General features: G+C 74.1%; 14 protein-coding genes. 6 read left to right on the forward strand and 8 right to left on the reverse strand.

The genetic code is table 11. From position 1 onward, the window contains the following. Positions 1–23 precede the first annotated feature (23 nt). Together IGA62_RS22270 and IGA62_RS22275 are read right to left on the reverse strand one after the other, a co-directional pair. Positions 24–5,060: an alpha-(1->3)-arabinofuranosyltransferase domain-containing protein gene (locus tag IGA62_RS22270; protein WP_190289196.1), complete on the reverse strand. Its 5,037-nt coding sequence runs from the start codon at positions 5,058–5,060 to the stop codon at positions 24–26. Continuing rightward, on the reverse strand, positions 5,057–6,775 hold the full coding sequence (locus IGA62_RS22275; protein ID WP_145819000.1) for a substrate-binding domain-containing protein: 1,719 nt from the start codon (positions 6,773–6,775) through the stop codon (positions 5,057–5,059). Before IGA62_RS22275 ends, IGA62_RS22270 begins: the two co-directional genes overlap by 4 nt. Before the next feature lie 98 nt (positions 6,776–6,873). Here IGA62_RS22275 and IGA62_RS22280 point away from each other — a divergent pair, with 98 nt between their 5' ends. Further along, positions 6,874–8,055: a glycosyltransferase family 4 protein gene (locus IGA62_RS22280; RefSeq protein ID WP_145818999.1), complete on the forward strand. Its 1,182-nt coding sequence runs from the start codon at positions 6,874–6,876 to the stop codon at positions 8,053–8,055. 38 nt (positions 8,056–8,093) lie between these two features. Here the strand turns inward: IGA62_RS22280 and IGA62_RS22285 are convergent, their stop codons facing one another. The 4 genes from IGA62_RS22285 to IGA62_RS22300 are packed head-to-tail and all read right to left on the reverse strand — an operon-like array spanning position 8,094 to position 12,638. Then, positions 8,094–8,252 (reverse strand): hypothetical protein, encoded by a 159-nt coding sequence (locus IGA62_RS22285; RefSeq protein ID WP_186499949.1) that lies wholly within the window; start codon positions 8,250–8,252, stop codon positions 8,094–8,096. Further along, positions 8,245–9,969 carry a hypothetical protein gene (locus IGA62_RS22290; protein WP_145818998.1) on the reverse strand — a complete coding sequence of 575 codons (1,725 nt, stop codon included), beginning with the start codon at positions 9,967–9,969 and terminating at the stop codon, positions 8,245–8,247. Before IGA62_RS22290 ends, IGA62_RS22285 begins: the two co-directional genes overlap by 8 nt. 3 nt (positions 9,970–9,972) lie before the next feature. Continuing rightward, positions 9,973–11,880, reverse strand: coding sequence for a hypothetical protein (locus IGA62_RS22295; protein WP_145818997.1), 1,908 nt, complete (start codon positions 11,878–11,880; stop codon positions 9,973–9,975). Next, positions 11,877–12,638: an FkbM family methyltransferase gene (locus IGA62_RS22300; protein ID WP_145818996.1), complete on the reverse strand. Its 762-nt coding sequence runs from the start codon at positions 12,636–12,638 to the stop codon at positions 11,877–11,879. The genes IGA62_RS22295 and IGA62_RS22300 overlap by 4 nt, the downstream gene beginning before the upstream one ends. A 113-nt stretch (positions 12,639–12,751) precedes the next feature. Here IGA62_RS22300 and IGA62_RS22305 point away from each other — a divergent pair, with 113 nt between their 5' ends. The 3 genes from IGA62_RS22305 to IGA62_RS22315 are packed head-to-tail and all read left to right on the forward strand — an operon-like array spanning position 12,752 to position 15,797. Then, the gene (locus IGA62_RS22305; RefSeq protein ID WP_145818995.1) at positions 12,752–13,957 is read left to right on the forward strand and encodes a nucleotide sugar dehydrogenase; all 1,206 of its coding nucleotides are present in this window, start codon (positions 12,752–12,754) and stop codon (positions 13,955–13,957) included. Beyond that, complete coding sequence (locus IGA62_RS22310) at positions 13,954–14,760, forward strand: glycosyltransferase family 2 protein (protein WP_145818994.1); 807 nt, start codon at positions 13,954–13,956, stop codon at positions 14,758–14,760. Before IGA62_RS22305 ends, IGA62_RS22310 begins: the two co-directional genes overlap by 4 nt. 11 nt (positions 14,761–14,771) lie before the next feature. Continuing rightward, positions 14,772–15,797 carry an NAD-dependent epimerase/dehydratase family protein gene (locus tag IGA62_RS22315; protein WP_145818993.1) on the forward strand — a complete coding sequence of 342 codons (1,026 nt, stop codon included), beginning with the start codon at positions 14,772–14,774 and terminating at the stop codon, positions 15,795–15,797. Here IGA62_RS22315 and IGA62_RS22320 read toward each other — a convergent pair. Next, positions 15,794–16,249, reverse strand: a complete 456-nt coding sequence (locus IGA62_RS22320) for a protease inhibitor I9 family protein (protein WP_186499947.1) — start codon at positions 16,247–16,249, stop codon at positions 15,794–15,796. The genes IGA62_RS22315 and IGA62_RS22320 overlap by 4 nt on opposite strands. Positions 16,250–16,283: 34 nt before the next feature. Here IGA62_RS22320 and IGA62_RS22325 point away from each other — a divergent pair, with 34 nt between their 5' ends. Beyond that, positions 16,284–17,540, forward strand: coding sequence for a polysaccharide biosynthesis protein (locus IGA62_RS22325; protein WP_145818991.1), 1,257 nt, complete (start codon positions 16,284–16,286; stop codon positions 17,538–17,540). Then, positions 17,537–18,682, forward strand: a complete 1,146-nt coding sequence (locus IGA62_RS22330; protein ID WP_145818990.1) for a P1 family peptidase — start codon at positions 17,537–17,539, stop codon at positions 18,680–18,682. The genes IGA62_RS22325 and IGA62_RS22330 overlap by 4 nt, the downstream gene beginning before the upstream one ends. Before the next feature lie 55 nt (positions 18,683–18,737). Here IGA62_RS22330 and IGA62_RS22335 read toward each other — a convergent pair whose 3' ends face one another. Next, on the reverse strand, positions 18,738–21,245 hold the full coding sequence (locus tag IGA62_RS22335) for a DEAD/DEAH box helicase (protein WP_145818989.1): 2,508 nt from the start codon (positions 21,243–21,245) through the stop codon (positions 18,738–18,740). Positions 21,246–21,270: the final 25 nt, after the last annotated feature.

The raw sequence follows: 21,270 nt of genomic DNA on the forward strand, positions 1-21,270 counted from the left end.
GCGTGCCGGCTGGCGAGAGGTTACTACCGGGTCACATCCGGAGGCGACCCCTGAACGGATCTTCCTGTCCTCGATGTGGTCTTTCGGAGAACCACCGTGAAATTCCAGGTCAGCGTCTCACGCAGCGTCGGTATCCGGGCCACCCACCGTGCCCACGCGGGGTGGTACCGGGGCAGCACGTCGACGATCTCGACGACGCCGGCACGTCGGGCCGCACGGGCCCACCGCATGGTCCGCGCGGCACTGACCGGGAACAGGGTGTGCCCGTACCGGTTCTTCGGTTCCCGGCCGGTGCGGCGCAGGTAGCGCCGCCGGGCCCGCTCGCCGCCCAGGAAGTGCCACGGCGAGGTCTCGTGGCCGCCCCAGGGGGACAGCCACGGGGTGAACGAGACGAAGACGGTACCGCCTGGGCGGGTCACCCGGACCATCTCGTCCAGCATCGCCTCGGGCTCCGCGACGTGTTCGAGCACGTTGGACGAGTAGCAGACGTCCACCCCGCCGGACCGTACCGGTAGCGCGGTCCCGCTGCCCCGCACCATGCCCGACACCGCCGCGCCGGCCGCGGCGAAGTCGCCGACCGCCGGGTCCAGACCGACGTACGCCGCGCCGGCCCTGCGGAACTCGTTGGCGAAGTAGCCGGGCCCGCCGCCGACGTCGAGGACCCGCGCCCCGGCCAGGCCCACGTAGCTGCGCAGTTGCCGGACGGAGTCGATGGCGAGCAGCGAGTAGAACCGGTCAGGGTCGGACTGTTCGTGCAGGAAGCCGCGGAACAGCGCGACCGACCGGCCGAGGGTCGCCCGGTGCCGCTCCTCGCCCGGCGGCCCGGGCTGGGCAGGACGGCCGTGCCCCGGGTGGTGCGCCGCCGACACACCCGACCAGCCGTACGCTGCACCCGCCCGGTCCTCGGGCGACGGATCCGGCGACGGCACGGTGCCGGCCTCGGGCGGGCGGCCGGCGGCCGGCACCACGGTCGCCGCGACGGCGCACACCGCCGTGAGCATCGCCGCCTGCACGACGGTCCCGTACGCCCAGTCCTGCCCGTGCCCCAGCAGGCGGCCCAGGACGGCCACCGCGACACCGCCGCCGCCCGCCACGAACGCGATCCCCGGCAGCGCACCCGGCCGTAACTGGCGTACCAGCATGGTGGCGAGCAGCAGGGCAGCCGCCGCCACGCCGCCGAGGGCGACCGTGAGCGCCATCAGCGGTACCGCGACCCACCACCCGCCGGCACCGGCCGGCCGGTCCGCCGCCGGGCCGTCGATCGACCGGCGGCGCCGACCGGCCGGCACGAGCGCGGCGAGGCCGACGACCAGCACGGCGGCGGCACCGGCAGCCAGCCCGGCCCGGTAGGGCCGGTCCGGGGCGAACCGGAGCGTGACGGCGCCGCCGCTGCCGGCCGGTACCTCGAACGCCTGCTGCCACCCGTCGACCCGGACGGCCCGCAGCCGCTGGCCGTCCAGCGTCGCGGTCCAGCCGGCGTTGAAGTTCTCCGGCACCACGAGCAGCGCCGTGTCGCCCGCGCCGATCGTCACCGCCCGCTCGGTGGCGGCCCACCGGTCGACCTGTGCGGCGCGCGTCCGGGCCGGCGTCGCCGGGGCGGTCCCGTCCGGGACGAGTGCCGCCTGGTCCACCACGAAGGCGGTCGACGGTACGGTGCGCAGGCGGTGCTCGCCAGCGGGCAGCGGTACCCCCTCGCTCGCGAAGTCGTCGCAGACCCGCACCGGCAGCGACCGACCGGCACGCAGGTCCGCCAGGGTGCCGGAGACCGCGGTCAGGTAGGTGACGCCGTCGAGTTCCACCGTCGGGCCGCCGCCGCACGGCGTCGCCACCCGCGTACCGGCGCTGGCCGGCGAGAGAAGGCCGGCGAGGGCGGGCACCTCGACCTCGGCGACCCCGACCGGAGCCGGCCACCTGCTGCCGCGTGGGTCGACCAACGCGTCGTCGGACGCGGTCACCGCGATCTCCAGCCGGTTGGTGGTCAGCGCCGGGAAGCGGAACCAGCCGTCCGCGCCGACCGTCGCGGTGGTCACCCCTGCCGGTGTGCGCAGGGCGATCTGCCGGGGCCGGGCGGACACCGGTGCCGCCGGCGTGACCAGCCGCAGTCGGTCGACGGCCCGTGGCCCCTTCCATGCCAGACGCAGCGTCGGCACGTCGTCGACCGGTTCGGCGAGCCAGGCCGTTGCCGGGTCGCCGTCCACGGCCGCGTGGGCGGCGACCGCGACGTCCCCGGTGAGGACCGACGACGCCGAGGCGGTCACCGGCCGGTTCACCGGCATCGTCCCGCCCGGGCGCGGTCGCGCGGTCAGGCGCAGGTCGTACGTGGCGTCGACCGGTGTGGCGAAGAACCGGTCCACGCCCAGCGGCTCCTCGCCCGCGCGGGACAGGAACTGGTCGCAGCGCAGCCCGTCCGGGCCGGTGAAACAGGCGCCGCGCTCCTGTGGGGCGCGGCCGAATACGTACGCCGGTGCTGCCGTCCCGCGCAGGTCCGCCGGGGCGCGCAGCCCGCGCTGGGCGGCCAGCCCGGGGATGCCGAACTCGCGCAGCGCCACCGCGCCGCCCCGGCTGCCGTAGCCCTCCCGTACGGCCAGCACCGTCACCCGTACGGTCGTGGTCAGTCCGGGCAGCGTCTCGAGCCGGTGCGGCCCGGGGGTGTCCGGCAGCGTCCGGTCGACCGTGCCCTGGTCGGTGCTCACCCGGACCAGTCCGACGGGGAGCGCCCGGCGCAGGTCGTCGGAGAAGTCGACGGTCACCTCGGTGACCCGCCGGGGGGTGTCGAGGGCCACCTCCAGCCACTGTCCCGGAGCCGGTTGGAACGGATCCGAGCGCCAGGCGGTGGCGGGGTCGCCGTCGAGCGCGGCGAACGGCAGGTACGACGGCTCGGTGCCGCCGACGGTGTCGGCGAAGCTGCCGCCGCTGGACGCGTCCACCGACCGGATGCCCTGGTACGCGGCGACGGTCTGGTGCCCGGCGCCGGGGAACGGGAGCAGGTCGCTGCGGACCCGTCCCTGCCGGGTCTCCTCGTCGGCGGTGAGGGTGTGGCTGACGTTGTCCCGCATCCGGCCCACGTTCAGTTCGCGCCGGCGCAGCCCGTCGGTGACGATGCGGGGGCCGGGCTCGCCGGCCGCGCCGGACGGTCCTGTGTCGCCGGTCAGCACGACCGGCGTTCGCGGGTCGAGCAGGCCCTGTTCGAGGACCCCGAGCAGCGACTCGGGGCCGCCGCTGAGCACCGGCACGTCGGCGCGGGCCGACACCGACACGGTCGGCACCGCGCGGTCGACCGCGAAGATCTCGATCGCCGGTACGGACGCCGCCGCGTCGACCGGGCTGCGCTGCGGATCGTCGACCCCGACCCGGGGACCGAACGACGCGGCCGGTCGCAGCCCCGGCGAACCCGCGACCGCCTGCCGGAGCACCGCGACCGGCGGGGCACCGGTGGCCGCCCGGTCGACGTCGTGGCGGACCAGCAGGTAGCGGTAGCCGGAGCGGGCCAGGAAGTCGGCGAGCGCCGGCGAGCCCCGGCCCTGCGCCAGGACCGCCTCGACGGTGTCCATCACCCGGATGTTGCCCTCGGATCCGAGCGGGATCTGGTGCCGGGTCGCCCAGGGGGCACCGGCCAGCGGCTGGATCGGCTCGTCGACCGTCCGGCCCCAGGTGTGCTGTGCGAAGCCGGACCCGGGGACCACCAACGTCCGGGCCTGCGGGTCCTGCGTGGCGAGCCAGTCGGCCGCCTGCCGCCAGTGGGCGGGCAGGTCGGTCCAGCCCGGTCCTGGCCGCAGCATGAGCAGCCAGGCGGGCGCGGACGCGACAAGGAGCAGAACCGCCACGACCGGTGCCGGGTGGATGGGCACCCGACGCCGCTCGGCCAGGTGGCCGGCCGCGTGGGCGAGGCCGAGCACCAGCGGCAGCCGCAGCACCGGCTCGAACTTGTGCACGTTGCGCAGCGGCGCGAGCGGCCCGTCGAGCAGGTCCCGGACGACCGGGGCGAACGGGCTGTCCAGCGTGCCGAGGTAGCCGGTGGTCAGCAGGGCCAGCCCGGCCAGCACGCCGAACACCAGGAACCGGCGCTCGGGCAGGTCACGCAGGGCGAGCCCGACCAGGCCGACCAGGGCGAGCAGCGCGGTCGCCGCCATCAGGACGGGGTGGTCGACGAGCAGCCAGCCGGCCGGCCACCACGGTTCACCCTGGACGACGTAGCCGACCCACTGGTTCGTGCCCCGGACGGCCTGGAAGAGCGAGGTCACCGCGGTGGTCGTCGCCGAGGACTCGATGTAGTCCAGGAACGGCAGGCTGTACTGCCCGAACAGCAGCAGCGGCGCCACCCACCACAGGGTCGCGCCCGCCACGAAGACGCACCACCAGGCGGTGAGGGCGGCCAGGTGCCGGTCCCGGCGTCGGGTCGCCAGCCAGAGGGCGGGCAGCACCAGCGCCATCACCGTGGCGGCGGCGTTGATGCCGCCCATGAACAGCACGGCGAGCCCGGACAGGGCCGCCGCGCGCCGCGCCGAGCCGATGCGGCGTACCGCCACCAACGGCAGCAGCACCCACGGCAACACGACCACGGGCAGCATCTCCGAGGAGAGCGGGCCGATCTCGGTCAGCATCCGGGGCGCCAGCGCGTACGCCAGCCCGGCCAGCAGTCGTCCGGGCTCGGTGCCGATCCGCAGCGCCCGGGCGAGCAGCACCACGCCGAGATAACCGGCGCAGAGCAGCACCGCGCACCAGGCGCGCTGGGTCACCCACGGGGGGAGGCCGAGCAGGTCACCGGCGGCGAAGAACGGCCCCATCGGGAACAGGTAGCCGTACGCCTGCTGCTGGAGTTCCCCGGAGGCCGCCTCCGGGTTCCACAGGTGCAGCGCCCGGCCCATGAACCCGAGCGGGTCGACGGCCAGGTCCAGCTTGGTGTCGAAGGTGGTCCGGCCGGGGCGCTGGAGGGCGGCGACCACGACGAGGAGCAGCGCGCCGGCCACAGTGGCCGGGCGCCGGCGGTGGTCCACGGCATCGGCGCCCCCGGCCGGTCGGGGGGCGGCCGGCGCGCGGTGCCGGGAAACGGCGGACGTCATCGGCGGCACTCCGGCGGTAGGCAGCTGAACTCGGCCAGCGCGGTGAAGAAGATCTGCTGGATGCCGGACGGCTGCCGGGTCAGCGCGACCCGTCCGCCCGTGGCGCGGGCGATCTGGTCGAGTTCGGCCGGGTCGATCTCCGGGCCGACACCGATGAACAGGATCGGCACCGGACGGCGCTTGTCGCGCAGCCCGGCCAGCTCGCGGAGCAGCTCGGCGCGGCTGATCCCGCTGGCGTTGTCGTCCTTGCCGTCGGTCAGGACCAGCACCATGTTGATCCGCCCGGCGGTCCAGTTCCGGGTCGCGTCGCGGTACGCGGCGAGTGTGGTGTCGTAGAGCCCGGTCGCGCCGTTCGGCTTGACCCGTACCCGGTCGAGCGCCGCCACGATCTCCGCGCGGCGCGGGCCGACCGGTCCCACCGGTACCACCTCGCGGTAGTCACGCTCGCCGTCCAGGTCGGTGGAGAACGCCCAGACGCCCAGCTCGGTGGTGTCCAGCAGCAGCCGCGCGCCGCCCTGGGCGGCCCTGATCGTGGCGGAGAGCCGGGTCTGCGTCGACCCCGGCAGGCGCGCGGCCATCGATCCGGAGATGTCCAGGACCGCGAGCATCCGGGCACTGATGTGCACCCCGCCCCACGCGTCGAGCAGCGCGGCCGCGTCCGTCTCGGCGGGTAGGGCCGCGGGTGGGTAGCCGTCGGTGCGGATCCCCCTGCCGGCCGGGATGCCGGCGGGCGGCCCTCCGGTCGTGGTCCGCAGGCCGTGACCGGTCAAAGCCGCCGTGCCCTCGGCCGCGAGCAGTCCGCGCAGGAGGGCGGCGGCCCCCTCGCGCCGCGCGCCGGTGGCCAGGACCGCGTACGGGTAGTCCGGCCCGGGTACGGGTTTCGGCGGATAGACGGCGACCTGGCGTGTGCCGCCGTCGGCGGCGTCCAGGAGGATCGCCTGTTCGGTGCTGACGACCGCGGACTCGGCCGCGCCGGGGCCGGTGGGCGCGGGCGGTGCCTCGCCGGGCAGCGCCACCGTGCGGGACGCCAGTCGACGCATGATCGCCGCCGCGCCGGCCGCGCCGGCCGTCGGTTGGGCGGAGTCGGCGAGCGCGCGGACGCCCACCAGCGCGCCGAAACCGAGAGGACTGTTCGTCGGGTCGGGCAGCACGACGTGCAGCGGCGGGCGTCGGGCGGCGACCAGCCCGGCCCAGCCGAGGGGGCGCTCGCGTGAGCCGAGCCGGGCGGCTGACCGCTCGTCGAGCGACAGCACGACGGGCGTGCTCGCCACGGAGACACCCTCCGCCGGTACCTGGAAGGCGCCGGCGGCACGGGCGCGGCGCAGCCACAGCGTCGACTCCGGGAGCCAGGCGTCCGGAGGTGCGGTGGGGGTCGCGGCCGGGGCCGTGGCGGGCGGCGGAGTCGCCCCGGTCCCCGTACCGCCGGGCGTCGCGCGCGCCAGGTCACGGAGGACGTCCGCGGACTCGCGTGCCTCCACCACCACGTCGAGGCAACGGTCCCGGGTGGTCAGTTCGCGTGCCACCAGTCGGGCGGGCGGCGCGATGCTCGGCGCCGCCGCGATCCGCAGCTCGGTCCGTCGCGTACACGGCGGCTCACGCCGGGTCCGTTCGAGGTAGGTGGCCGAGCCCCAACCGCCGAGGACGGCGACCAACGCGACGCTCAGCAGCAGGACCGGCCAGAACTCGGGCCGGGCTCGCAGGGACCGGTCGGCCACGCGCCCTCCTCGTCGTCACCATTGCGGATCTCTGTACGGCGACCTAGTGTGACGCAACCGCGGATCTTACTCGCAAGTAGGGGATGGATGAGTTGGCCATGACCGATGCCTCTGGTCATCACGTCCTGTTCCTGAGCTGGCGAGACACCCGGCATCCGGAGGGTGGTGGGTCGGAGGTCTTCCTCGAGCGGGTCGCCGCCGAATTGGTTACGCACGGTTACCGTGCCACCCTCTTCTGTCAGGCGCACCCGGACGGTGCCGCCCTGGAGACCACCCCGACGGGTGTGCGGATGGTGCGCCGCGGTGGCCGCCACACGGTCTACCTGTACGCGGCCCTGGTCTACCTGGCCGGCGCCCTCGGTGTCGGTCCGCTCGCCCGCCGGCGGCTCGGCCGGCCGGACCTGATCGTCGACGTGTGCAACGGCCTGCCGTTCCTCAGCCGGGTCTACGCCCGCCGGCCGGTCATCGCGCTCGTCCACCATGTGCACCGGGAGCAGTGGCCGGTGGTCTTCGGCCCGTGGATGGCCCGGATCGGCTGGTGGATCGAGTCGCGGCTGGCGGTGCGGATCTACCGGACCTGCCGGTACGTCACCGTGTCCGAGTCGACCCGAGGGGAACTCGCCGAACTCGGCGTCGACCCGCACCGCATCGTGATCGTCCACAACGGGACGCCGGCCGTCGTCGGCCCGCCGGTGCCGCGTACCGCCCACCCGAGCCTGGTGGTGCTCGGCCGGCTCGTGCCGCACAAGCGGGTGGAGCTGGCCCTGCGCGCCACCGCGCTGCTCGCCGCCGAGCTGCCGGAACTGGAGCTGGTGGTGGCCGGCCAGGGCTGGTGGGACCAGCCACTGCGCGAGCTGGCCGCCGACCTCGGCATCACGGACCGGGTCCGGTTCACCGGGTTCGTCTCCGAGGAGCGCAAGCACGAACTGCTGTGCCGCTCGTGGTTGTCGCTGGTGCCGTCGCTCAAGGAGGGCTGGGGGCTGACCATCGTGGAGGCCGGTGCCCGGGGCACCCCGTCCGTCGCGTTCCGCTCGGCCGGTGGCGTCGCGGAGGCGATGGCCGACGGGCGGACCGGCGTGCTGGTGGACGACGAGGTCCAGTTCCTGCGGGTGGTCCGGGCGTTGTTGCTGGACCCGGACCGACGCGCGGAGATGGGTGCGGCGGCCGGGGCCTACGCGCGGCGTTTCACCTGGTCGGTGTCGGGGGCGGCATTCGCCGCACTGGTCGCCGCAGAGCTGCCGGCGAGCACACCTCGGCTAGCGGACCAGCGGGTGCCGTAGAGGCTGACGGATCAGCGGGTGCCGGAGAGGCTGACGGATCAGCGGGTGCCGTAGAGCTTCGGCGCCGGGTCGACGGTGGTCTCCTCCGCGACGTGGTCGGCGGACGGGCTCACCGCTCCGACCGTCGCGACGATGCCGATGAGACCCAGCGCCGCGCCGAGGACGGCGGCGACGGCGAACGTGGCCAGCCTAGCCATGGCTTCCCTCCTCGGGTTGGTGAGTGCGCGGACCATACCACGATCTTCGCCGGCTCCGCAGCAGGGCAGCGAGAACGAAGATCACGATGCCGGCGGCGACCAGATGGGCGGACGCCGCCGGCCACCGTCGGCCGGCCTGCGGCGGCGGGCCGGCGGCCGGGTTCTCCCAGAGTTCGAGGTGCGGACCGGCGAAGACCGGGCGCAGCCCGGCGAGGACCGGTGCGGGTGGCGCGACGTCCGGCTCGCGCCGGATCAGCACCCACCGGACCCCCAGTTCGGCGACCGGCCCGCCGGAGTCCAGGACGGCGCGGGCCCGCGCCGCCCGGGGGTTCTCGCCGTCGACCGTCACGTCGCCGACCCGCAGCGCGTCGTTCATCAGCACCGGCGAGTCCAGATAGCGCGGCGTGGGGTCGCGCACCACCGTGCCGCCGGTCCACGGATAGCGCTGGTAGCCCTCGAAGGGCAGCGAGAGCACCTCACCTGGGGCGGCGGCGACCTGTGCCGCCACCGCATTCCAGTCGGCCGGGTAGCGCACCGGCCGGAGCGCTCCGGCGGCCCCGAAGGCCAGGTCGGGCAGGATCGCCACCGGCAGCAGCGCGGCCGCGACCAGCACGACCCGGCCCGTGCCGGCGTCGAGGCGACCGGCCAACCGGCCGGCGAGCACCTCGGCGCCGAGGGCCACCCCCAGCGCGAGCAGAACCGCGTACGGGATCAGGAACTTCTGGCCGTCGCGCAGCAGCCCGGCTCCCGGCACCGCGCCGACCAGCCACCGGAGGACCGGTGCGCCGCCCGGGGTGCCCGCCCCGGCGAGCAGGAACGCGCCCACCGCGAGGAGCCCCAGCCGCCCGGTGTCGCCCGGCCATCGCCGGCGCAACTCCCGCACACCCACCACGGCCACGGCGAGCAGCACCAGTGTCGCGACGGGTACGAGTGGTGAGGCCCGGCTGACCGGAACGGTCTGCGCGTTCCAGATGCCGCCGGTGCCGGCCAGCGCGGTCCACACGCCGCCCCAGTTCTCGGCCCGCGCGGCGAACGCGGCGATCCCGTCCGGGTCCGACCGGCCACCGGCGGCGCTCGTCGTCGCCGCGACCAGCCAGGGCGCGTTGAGCGCGGCGACCGCGCCGAGGGCGGCGACGGTCACCCGGCGCCAGCCCGCGAAACCGCCGGGCAGCAGCACCGCGACGGTGCCGAACGCGATCACGCCGCCGGTCGGGGTCACCGCGGCCGGTGCCGCCGCCAGCACCAGACGGGCCAGCCCGCCGGATCGGCCGGTGCGTACGTCCCGCACCGCGGCGACCAGCCAGGGCAGGGCCGCGTACGCCAGCAGCAGCCCCCACTGCCCGAGCAGCAGCCGCTCGGCGAGGTACGGCGTCCAGGCGTAGGCGAACGCCCCGGCCACGCGGGTGAGCGTGCGTCCGGTCGGCACCAGCCGGGCCATCCCGAGCGCCGCCAGGTAGACGACGGCGACCAGCGCGATCCGCTGCACCAACCAGCCCGGTGCGACCAGGTTGGCGACCGACACCAGCGCGTCCAGGGGCACGGCACGCGGCAGCGCGTCGGCCGGCGCGACCATCTCCCAGCTCAGCGGCTGGCGGGGCACGAAGACCATGTCGTAGCGGAGCACGTAGCCGGGCCGGGCCAGTGGGGCGAGCACCACGGCGGTGATCGCCGCCGCGACGGCGTGCGGCACGACGTGCGGGACCAGCCGGCGGGGCACCGGCTACCCGACCGGCTGCGGCACCAGCGCGCCGATCTCGATCTCGTCGGTGCAGAGCGACGCCGCCGGGTCGCTCACCGCGAGCTGGACCTCGTCGCCGCCGCCCGACACGAGCAGGAACATCGCGTTGAGTCCACGGTGCACGTCGAACGGCACGGTCTCGCCGTCGCCGAGGCGGAACGTCGCGACGGTGTCCCGGTCGCTGAGGTACCCGATCCGCACCACCTGCCAGTAGTCCACGACCGTGGACTCCAGTGGGATCCGCGCCGGCCGGTCCACCCTGACCTGGTAGCCGCAGCCGGGTGCCGGCCCGCGTTCCGCCCGGACGCCCTTGACCCAGGCCGGGCGGACGTGGCCGGCGTCGTCGAAGACCCACAGCCTGCGGGCCCTGGTCACGAAGACCGGATCGTCGTCGAGCGGGGCGAAGAACCGCGACTGGAGGTTCCACGGGTGGGACAACCCGGGAACCACCCTCTCGGGTACCGGCTGGTCCATGAACACGGTCCCCGGCTCGGCCGTGGCCAGGTCGGTGCGGGCCGTGTTCAGGTAGTCGCGCCCGGCCTTGTCGCGCCAGTCGGTGCCGAAGTCGACACCGCTGTGGACGCTGCTGCCGAGCAGCAGGACCAGGCCGACGGCGAGCGCGGTGACGAACCGCTGGGGGCGGGCGCGGAGCGGCACCGGTCCCGCGGCACCCTCGGGCTCGGCGCCCTCCGGCCCCGCACCGTCCGGCCCTGCGGCGTCGAGCTCTGAGGTGTCCGGCTCGCCCCGGCGCAGGCCGCACAGCGCCACGCCGACGCAGAGCGCCGCGACCAGCAGCACGTCGCCGAGGTAGCGCGGCACCAGACCGGCCACCCCGCTGAACCCGGACCCGAGCCGGGTGACGCCGATCAGCCCGGCGCCCAGCCCGGAGTAGAGCGCCAGCAGGAGCCACGCCCGGACGGCCACCCGACGCCGCAGCCACACCGTGAACCCGGCGAACGCCGCGACCATCGCCCACGAGGCCCACTGGGCGGGCCGGGTCGGGGCGACGAGAGCGGGGCCGTCCGCGCCGTCGAGCCAGGTCCACGGGCCGCCGACCAGCCCCGCCGGCAGGGACTGCCCGTAGAACTGCTGGAGGAAGGTGCCGACCTCGGCCGCCGAGACCGGCGCGCGGAGCGACGAGGCCGACACCGACAGGTAGCCGGCGAGGTACGCCACGGAGATTCCGGTGAGCACCAGCCAGGCGGGCCACCAGCGGCGGACCGTCGTCAGCACCGCCCGCACCGGCCCGCCCGGCGCGTACAGGCAGAGCGTCAGCAGGAAGACCGCCGCGACCACCAGCAACGCCTTCTCGAAGAAGAGCAGCGCGACGACGACCGACGCGCCGAGCGTGACCAGGTGCCGACGCCGACCGGTACGGAGGTAGCGCACCTGCGCCCCGATGGCCACGATCATGGCCAACTGCATCGGCAGCAGGTTGATCCCCACCGCCCACCAGGCGGTGACCTCCAGCGTCAGCGGGTTGAACACGAACAGGCACAGCGGCACCAGCAGGGCCCAGGTCGTCGGGAGCAGGAGACGCAACAGCCGGTAGAAGGCGACGCTGACCGCCACCTGCCCGATCAGCATCAGCGTGGCGTACGGCCAGTACTCGTACTCGGTCAGCCGGTGGGTGACCCAGGTGAGCAGCCGGGCGGCCGGCATGAGGTGGTTGTTGTAGAGCGAGAACAGGTGGTCCGGATGCGGACCACCGGCGTCGGCCTGGGCGACGAGGGGGAAGTCGTCGGCGGTGAGGAAGCCCCGGGTGGTGATCGAGGCCCGCCAGAGCACGCTCGCCGTGATCAGCACTGCGGCGGCGACGTGGATCGGGTCGACGCGTCCCCTGGCGACGGTGGTGCCGGGCGTGGCCACGGTCGCCGGCTGCGCGGTCAAGGAGACGACCCTTCGCGACGGAACAGGACCATGTTGACGTAGCGCGGATGAGGGGCGACGACCCGCCGGGCGAAGCTCTGCGCCACCCGGCCGACCGCCGTCCGCTGGTGCGCGACCAGGTCGAAGTCGGCCAGCGGCACCCACCGGTCGCCCGGCATGACGTACGGGCGGTAGCCCCAGCCGGCGAGCAGTTCGAGCACCGGGGCGATCGGCTGGATCCGCTCCTCGAGTTCGACGAGCAGGAGTGGGCCGTCCCGCCGGATGGTGCGCTCGCCGCCGTGCAGCGCCGGGAGTTCGTGTCCCTCGACGTCGAGCTTGACGAACCGCACGTCGGTGAGACCGAGGTCGTCCACGGTGATCCGGTCGACGGTGACCGAGGGCCCGTCACCGTGCTCCACGGACGAGGTGCCGACACCGGGACCACCGGCGGGAACGAACAGCTCCACCGTGCCCGGCCGGTCGGAGGCCACCGCCTCGACGACCCGTACGTCGGGGTAGGCAACCGCCACGCACCGGGCCAGCTCGGCAGCCGGCTCCACCGCCACCACCCGGTCGGCCAGCCGCCGCAGGCCACGGGTCCACGGCCCGTACCAGGCGCCGACGTCCAGCGCGGTGCCGCCGCGTGGCGCGTAGGAGGCGAGGCGGGCAAGTTCCGGCTCGACCCGTGGATAGGCGAACCGGACGGCGGCGCCGACGGCGCGGGCCGGCAGCACGGCGGCGAACCGCGAGCTGAGTTCCGTGGACAGGGTGCCGGCCATGGTGTGGAACCTTAGACCCTTTCCCCCGGGTGGGTAGACCCGAGGTTTCCTCGCCAGTAACCTGCACTGACCAGCGTGGGAATCCCGCGCCGGGCCGATCGAAGGGTGCGGCGATGACGCGGGCGGATGGTGCGGCGACGGTCGACGTCTGCGTCGTGGGCGGCTGTGGTCGGGTCGGTCTGCCGCTGGGAATCGCGCTGGCGTCCCGGGGGATGAGCGTCGTGCTGTACGACATCGACGCCGCCGCGGTCGACCGGGTCAACTCCGGTGCGTTGCCCTTCGCCGAGGAGGGTGCCGCGCAACCACTGACCGAGGCACTGGCCGCCGGCCGGCTGCGCGCGAGCACGGAGGCGGCGAGCGTCGGTCTGGCCGACGCGCTGGTCGTGGTCGTCGGCACCCCGGTCGACGAGCACCTCAACCCGGACCTCGGCGCGGTGCCCCGGGCGTTGGAACGCTGCGCCGAGCACCTGCGCGACGGGCAGTTGGTGGTCCTGCGCAGCACGGTCTACCCGGGCGTGACGGCGCTGACCGAGAAACTGCTGGCCAGCCGGGGCCTCGCGGTCGACGTGGCGTTCTGTCCGGAGCGGATCGCCGAGGGCCGGGCGATGACCGAGCTGTTCACGCTGCCGCAGATCGTCGCGGCCCGGACCCCACGGGCGTTGGCACGCGCGGAGACGCTCTTCCGCCGGCTCACCGACTCGATCGTCGTGCTGGAGCCGGAGGAGGCCGAACTGGCGAAGCTGTTCACCAACACCTGGCGGTACGTGAAGTTCGCGACCGCCAACCAGTTCTGGATGATGGCCAACGACTTCGGCCTCGACTTCGCCCGGATCCGGCATGCCGTCGCGTTCGACTACCCGCGCGCCGCCGACCTGCCGATGCCCGGCTTCGCCGCCGGACCGTGCCTGCTGAAGGACACCATGCAGCTGGCCGCGTTCAACCGGAACAACTTCGTGCTCGGCCACTCGGCGATGCTGATCAACGAGGGCCTGCCGTTGTACCTGGTGTCCCGGCTGGAGGACCGGTTCGACCTCGCCGGGATGACCGTCGGCATCCTGGGCATGGCCTTCAAGGGCGGCAGCGACGACCCCCGCAACAGCCTGGCCTACAAGCTGCGCAAGATCCTGACGGTCAAGGCGCGGGAGACCCTGTGCACCGATCCGTACGTGGTCGACGACCGGTTCCTGCCCCTCGCCGACGTGCTCGACCGGGCCGACCTGCTGGTGATCGCCGCACCACACGCCGACTACGCCGACCTCGACACCGACCGGCCACTGGTCGACATGTGGGGCCTGACCGGGCGGGGCGTACGGGTATGAGACCCCGGGTAACGGTGGTCATCCCGGTCTACAACGAGGGAGCCGACATCGTCCGCTGCCTCGACCGCATCCTGCGCGAGGTGCTGCTGCCGGCCGAGGTGCTCATCGTGCACGACATGCCCGAGGACACCACGGTCCCGTACGCCCGGGAGGTGGCCCTCCGCGACCCGCGGGTCCGCCCGGTGCTCAACACGTACGGCCCCGGGCCGGCCAACGCGATCCGGTTCGGCATCGACGCGGCGCGCGCGCCGGTCGCCGTGGTGACGATGGCCGACGGCTGCGACGACCCACGGCAGATCGACGAGCTGGCCCGGCTCGTCGACCGGGGCGTGGTGGTCGCCGCCGCGTCCCGCTACATGCCCGGCGGGCAGCAGGTCGGCGGGCCGCGGTTCAAGCGGATGGCCTCCCGGTGGGCCGGGCGCACCCTGCGGCTGCTGGCCCGGGTCGGCACCCGCGACGCGACGAACAGCTTCAAGGCGTACGACACCGACTTCGTCCGCGAGGTCGGCATCGAGTCCCGGACCGGCTTCGAGATCGGCATCGAGCTGACCGCGAAGGCGACCCGGCTGCGCCGCCCGGTCGCCGAGATCCCGACGATCTGGCTGGACCGGCAGCTCGGCGAGTCGCGTTTCGACGTGGGGCGGTTCTTGCCCAGCTACCTGCGCTGGTACTTCTTCGCCTTCGGACGGCGGCTGACCCCGGAGCAGCTCGCCGCGCGCTGGGCGGCGCGCCGCCCCGCGCCGGCCGGGTCCGCGCCGGCACCCGCACCGGGCGTGGCGACCGACATCGACGCGGCACGGTAGAGGAGACACGGATGGCGACGGTGCTGGTCACCGGCTCGGCGGGCTTCATCGGCGGCTACCTGGTCGAGGAGTTGCTGGGCCGAGGGCACGAGGTGGTGGGGCTCGACGACCACTCGAAGTACGGCCCGGTGGCGCACAGCTACGACGACCACCCCCGCTACCGGTTCGTCGAGGGCGACGCCCGCGACGCCGGGCTGCTCGCCGACCTGCTCGCCGACTGCGACCACTTCGTGGCCGGTGCCGCGATGATCGGCGGGATCTCCTACTTCCACGCGTACGCCTACGACCTGCTCGCCACCAACGAGCGGATCATGGCGGCGTCCTGCGACGCGGCGATCGCGGCGTACCGGGCCGGCCGGCTGCGCAAGGTCACCTACGTCTCCTCGTCCATGGTGTACGAGTCGACCGACCGCTGGCCCAGCCGGGAGGGCGACGAGCGGCGCATCCCGCCACCGCTCTCCTCCTACGGCTTCCAGAAGCTGGCGGTCGAGTACTACGCGCGGGCGGCGTGGGACCAGTACCGGCTGCCGTACACGATCGTGCGGCCGTTCAACTGCGTCGGTGTGGGGGAGGGACGCGCGCTCGGCGAGGCGGAGGTGCTCTCCGGGAACGTCAAGCTGGCGATGTCGCACGTGGTGCCCGACCTGGTGCAGAAGATCGTCAAGGGGCAGGACCCGTTGCACGTCCTCGGCACCGGCGAGCAGGTGCGCCACTACACCTACGGCGGCGACCTGGCACGCGGGATCGCGGTGGCGATGGAGCACGAGGCGGCGCGCAACGAGGACTTCAACCTCTCCACCGCCGAGTCGACCACCGTGCTGGAGCTGGCCGAGCTGATCTGGCGGAAGATCAAGGGACCGGACGTGCCGTTCCGGTACGTCAGCGACGAGCCGTTCGCGCACGACGTGACCAGGCGGGTGCCGGACGTCGCCAAGGCCCGCGACGTCCTCGGCTTCACCGCGACGACCAGCCTCGACACCATGCTCGACGAGGTGATCCCGTGGGTCACCCGCGCCGTGCACGACGGCCGTCTCTAGACGCCGTGCACCGCGTTGTCGAGCACCACCCGCACGCCGGGGCTGCGGCGGACGAGTTCGCGCTGCTCATCGGTCAGGTTGGCGCTGAAACCGGTGAAGGAGATCCGGAACAGCCCGGTCGGCCTGATGTCCAGCTGCCGGGTGAGCCCGACCGGGTCGCTGCCCTCCGCCATCCACACGAGGTAGCTGCCGGCGACGACGTTGGGTGCCGTGCTCGGCCAGTAGGGTGCCGGCCGACCGGGCTCGTCGGCGACGACCCGCCGGACCTCGGCGTCCTCCGTCAGTCCCGCGGCCCGCTCGGGCGCGATGTGGACCCCGAACCCGTCGGCCCAGGTGCGGTAGACGTCCGCGACGGCGATGCCCAGCCGGCTGCGTACCTCGTCGACCAGATCGGACCGTCGTGGGCCGCCGTTCTGCTGGACCCACACCAGGAAGTCGCCGGTCCCGGACATCGCCTCGCACCCCCACGTTAGCCGTGCCACGACTATGACGACCTCCACCCGGCGGCGCATCGGTGTTTCCGGCGCGGCGGTGGCCGTGGCGGGTGCGGCGGCCAACGCGCTCGGCTACCTGGTGCCCGTCCTCGGCGCCCGCCAGCTCAGCCCCGGCGACCTGGGCGCGCTGGCCACCGTCCTCGCGATCGCGGCGATCGCCGGCGTGCCCGGAGTGGGGCTGCAGATCGCCGTCGCGATCCAGCGGGCCCGCGCGCCCGGCGCGGCGAGCGGCCGGATCGGCTGGCTGACCGCAGCCGGCTGTGCCGGCGCCGTGGTCGTCCTGACGCCGGTGTCGAGCGCGCTGCTGGACCTGCCGCCGGCCGTGACGCTGCTGCTCGCGGTGCACACCGGTGCCGTGGTGGCGGCCGGCCGGTGGCTGGGCGAGCTGCAGGGCGACGAGCGCTTCCTGCGCCTGGCGCTCGGCATGGCGGTGCTGGCCGCCGGCCGGTACGGGGGCCTGATCGTCGGCCTGCTGCTCGGCGCGGGACTGTCCGGATCCGTCCTGGCGGGTACCGCCGTCGCGCTGCTGGTCCCGCCGGTGCTGGCCCACCTGGCCCGGTCGCCGGCCGGCGTGGCGGGCGGCCACCGCGTCACCGCCCGTCAGGTCCTCACCGCCGGCTCGGCGACGCTCGCGATGCTCGTCGTCTCCTACGCCGACCTGATCCTGGCCCGCCACCTGCTGCCGGCGGACGCCTCGGGCGGGTACGCGGTCGGGACGGTGCTCACCAAGGGAGCACTGTGGGCGCCGCAGGTGGTCACGGTGCTGGCGCTCCCGCGCCTGGCCCAGGGTGACCGGCGGGCGCTCACGACCGCCGTCGGGCTGGTGACCGGCTGCGGAGCCGTGCTGGTGGCGGCGTCGGCGCTCGCGGGCGGGCTGGCGTTCCGGTTGGCCGGCGGCGCCGACTACGTCGGCCTCGGCCGCCACGCGCCGGTCTTCGCCGTCACCGGCGCCCTGTACGCGCTGGTGTTCGTGCTGGTCAATGCCAAGGTGGCGGCGGGCACGCGGTGGCCGTCGGCACCGCTGTGGGCGGTGACGGTCGGCCTGGTCGTGGTCGCCGAGTGGGTGGTCCCGCACACCTTCACAGCGATGATGTGGTGTGCGGCCGGCACGGCCGCGGTGGCACTCGCGTCCACCGTGCTCGCGACCCGCCGGGGTGGCGTCGGAACCGCTTCCGGTGCCAACCGGGACGGCTCGTCCGTTGCCCGCGCAACCCGCCGACCACCGGCCCCGCCGACAGGAGGACCATGAACCAGGCGAGTCGACGCGCCCGCGACCTCGGCATCGTCGTGGGCACCCTGCCCACCGGGCGGCACAACGCGATCACCGACGTCCCCGGGGTCCGGGTCGGACACACCACCCTCGACGACGGCGCGGACGTGCACACCGGCGTCACCGCGGTCGTACCGGCGGAACTCGGCCCCGGGCGGTGGACCCTGCCGGCCGCCGTCCACTGCGGCAACGGCTACGGCAAGCTCGTCGGCTCCACCCAGGTCGACGAACTCGGCGTCCTGGAGTCACCGATCGTCCTGACCGCCACGCTGTCGGTGTTCCGGGTCGCGGACGCGCTGCTGGGGCACCTGATGGACCGGCGACCGGACGGCGTGTCGTTCAATCCCCTGGTCGGTGAGACCAACGACGGCCACCTCTCCGACATCCGTCGCCGCCCCGTCGCTGCGGCACACGTGCTGGCCGCCCTCGCCGGGGCGTCCGCCGATCCGCCGGCGGAGGGCTGCGTCGGAGCCGGCACCGGCACCACGGCCCTCGGTTACAAGGCCGGCATCGGCACCTCGTCCCGGACCGTCCGGGTGGCCGCGCGCCCGGCGACGGTCGGCGTCCTCGTCCAGTCGAACTTCGGCGGCGTGCTGACCGTCCTCGGCGTCCCGATGCCGGTCGAGGAGCTGGTCCCGGAGGCCGATCGGGCCACCCCGCCGGGCAACTCGTGCATGATCGTGGTCGCCACCGACCTGCCCCTGGACGCCCGACAGCTCGGCCGGGTCGCCCGGCGGGCGGTCTTCGCGATGGGCCGGGTCGGGGCGTCCTACAGCCACGGCAGCGGCGACTACGCGATCGCGTTCAGCACGGCGCCAGCGGACGAGCCGCCGATCCGCGACGCCGATATCGACCCGGTCTTCGCCGCCGTCCTGGACGCGGTCGAGGAAGCACTGCTCAACTCCCTGCTGACCGCCGTCACCACCACCGGTGTGGGCGGCCGGACCAGTCACGCCGTACCGCACGACGCGCTGGTCCGGCGGTTGTCGGCGGTCGGCCGACTGACCGGCGACGGTCCGCCCGGCGACGGTCCGCCCGGCGACGGTCCGCCCGGTGGCGGTTCGCCCGGCCCGGCCGACCCGCCGGTCGACGGCCGGTCGGGTCACCCGGCGACCGGATGACCCGACGGCCTCCCGTCAGAGCGGCCCGGCGACCGGATGACCCGACCGCCCTCCGTCAGAGCTGTCCGACGTCGGTGACCCGCACGACGGCCGCGCCGACCTCGTCCGAGGCGGCCAGGTCGATCTCGGCGCTGATACCCCAGTCGTGGTCGCCCTCCGGGTCGTCCAGGATCTGCCGCACCGTCCACCGCTGCGCCGACGTCTGGTCGATCAGCAGCAGCGCCGGGCCACGGGCGTCCGGCCCGGTGCCGATGGCGTCGTACGTCGCGAAGTACGGCTCCAGCGCGTCGGCCCAGGCGTCGGCGTTCCAGCCGTCCGCCGCGTCGAGTTCGCCGAGTAGGTCCCACCGGCGCAGCGCGGCCAGCTCCACCCGGCGGAACAGCGCGTTGCGGACCAGCACCCGGAACGCGCGGGCGTTGCGGGTCACCGCCGGCACCCGGTCGTCCAGGGCCTCGGCGGCCTCGGCCGCGTCGGAGGGGTTGCGCAGCCGCTCCCACTCGTCGATCAGGCTGGAGTCGACCTGGCGGACCAGCTCGCCCAGCCACTCGATGAGGTCGACCAGCTCCTCGGTCTTGGCGTCCTCGGGCACGGTCTGCCGCAGCGTCTTGTACGCGTCGGCGAGGTAGCGCAGCACCAGCCCCTCGGAGCGGGACAGGCCGTAGAACTGCACGTACTCGGTGAAGGTCATCGCCCGCTCGTACATGTCCCGGACGACGGACTTCGGCGAGAGCTGGTGGTCGGCGACCCACGGGTGCCCCCGCCGGTACATCTCGTACGCGGCGTCCAGCAGTTCGGCGAGGGGCTTGGGCCAGGTCACCTCGTCGAGCAGTTCGAGGCGGGCCTCGTACTCGATGCCCTCGGCCTTCATCGCGGCGACCGCCTCGCCGCGCGCCTTGAACTGCTGCGCGGAGAGCACCTGGCGCGGGTCGTCCAGGATCGACTCCACCACGCTCAGCACGTCCAGGGCGTACGACGGCGACTCGGCGTCGAGCAGTTCGATGGTGGCCAGGGCCAGCGGGGAGAGCGGCTGGTTGAGCGCGAAGTCGAGCTGGAGGTCCACGGTGAGCCGGACCCGCCGGCCGGTCTCGTCGGGCTCGTCGAGCTGCTCGACCACCCCGCCGGCCAGCAGCGCGCGGTAGATCGCGATCGCCCGACGGATGTGCCGGCGCTGGGCGGCGGCGTCCTCGTGGTTGTCGGTGAGCAGGTGGCGCATCGCGGCGAACGCGTCCCCGGGGCGGCCGATGACGTTGAGCAGCATCGAGTGGCTGACCTGGAAGCTGGAGGTCAACGGCTCCGGCTCCGACTCGACCAGCCGCTGGAAGGTCGGCTCGCCCCAGCCGATCGAGCCCTCCGGCGGCTTCTTCTTCACCACCTTGCGCCGCTTCTTCGGATCGTCACCGGCCTTGGCGAGGGCCTTCTCGTTCTCGATGACGTGCTCGGGGGCCTGCACCACCACCCGCCCGATCGTGTCGAACCCGGCCCGTCCGGCCCGGCCGGCGATCTGGTGGAACTCGCGTGCCTTGAGCAGCCGGGTCCGCACCCCGTCGTACTTGCTCAGGCCGGTGAAGAGCACGGTGCGGATGGGCACGTTGATGCCGACGCCGAGGGTGTCGGTGCCGCAGATGACCTTGAGCAGCCCGGCCTGGGCGAGGGTCTCCACCAGCCGGCGGTACTTGGGCAGCATGCCGGCGTGGTGCACGCCGATGCCGTGCCGGACCAGCCGGGACAGGGTCTTGCCGAAGCCGGAGGTGAACCGGAACCGGCCGATGGCCTCGGCGATCATGTCCTTCTCGGCCCGGGTGGACACGTTGACACTCATCAGCGCCTGGGCGCGCTCCAGCGCGGCGGCCTGGGTGAAGTGCACGACGTACACCGGGGCCTGCTTCGTGGTGAGCAGTTCCTCCAGGGTCTCGTGCATCGGCGTGGTCACGTACGAGAACAGCAGCGGGACCGGCCGTTCGGCCGAGCGCACGACGGCGGTCGGTCGCCCGGTACGGCGGGTCAGGTCGTCGACGAAGCGGGTGGTGTCGCCGAGGGTGGCCGACATCAGCACGAACTGCGCCTGGGGCAGCTCGATCAGCGGCACCTGCCAGGCCCAACCCCGGTCCGGCTCGGAGTAGAAGTGGAACTCGTCCATGATCACCTGACCGACGTCGGCCTTCGTGCCCTCGCGCAGGGCGAGGTTGGCCAGGATCTCGGCGGTGCAGCAGATGATCGGGGCGTCCGCGTTGACGCTCGCGTCGCCGGTGAGCATGCCGACGTTGTCGGCGCCGAAGACCTCGCAGAGCGCGAAGAACTTCTCCGAGACCAGGGCCTTGATCGGCGCGGTGTAGAAGGTCGTCCGGTCATCGGCCAGGGCGGCGAAGTGCGCCGCGATCGCGACCAGGCTCTTGCCCGACCCGGTCGGCGTATTCATGATCACGTTCGCGCCGGAGACGATCTCGATGACCGCCTCCTCCTGGTGGGGGTAGAGGTCGAGGCCGCGCTCCTTCGCCCAACCGGCGAACGCGTCGTACAGGGCATCGGGGTCGGCGCTGTTCGGCAGCGCGGCGGTGAGCGTCATAACCGGTCCATCCTGCCCGCCGCGA

It is taken from the genome of Micromonospora sagamiensis, from assembly GCF_014680085.1.
GTDB classification, from domain to species: domain Bacteria; phylum Actinomycetota; class Actinomycetes; order Mycobacteriales; family Micromonosporaceae; genus Micromonospora; species Micromonospora inyonensis.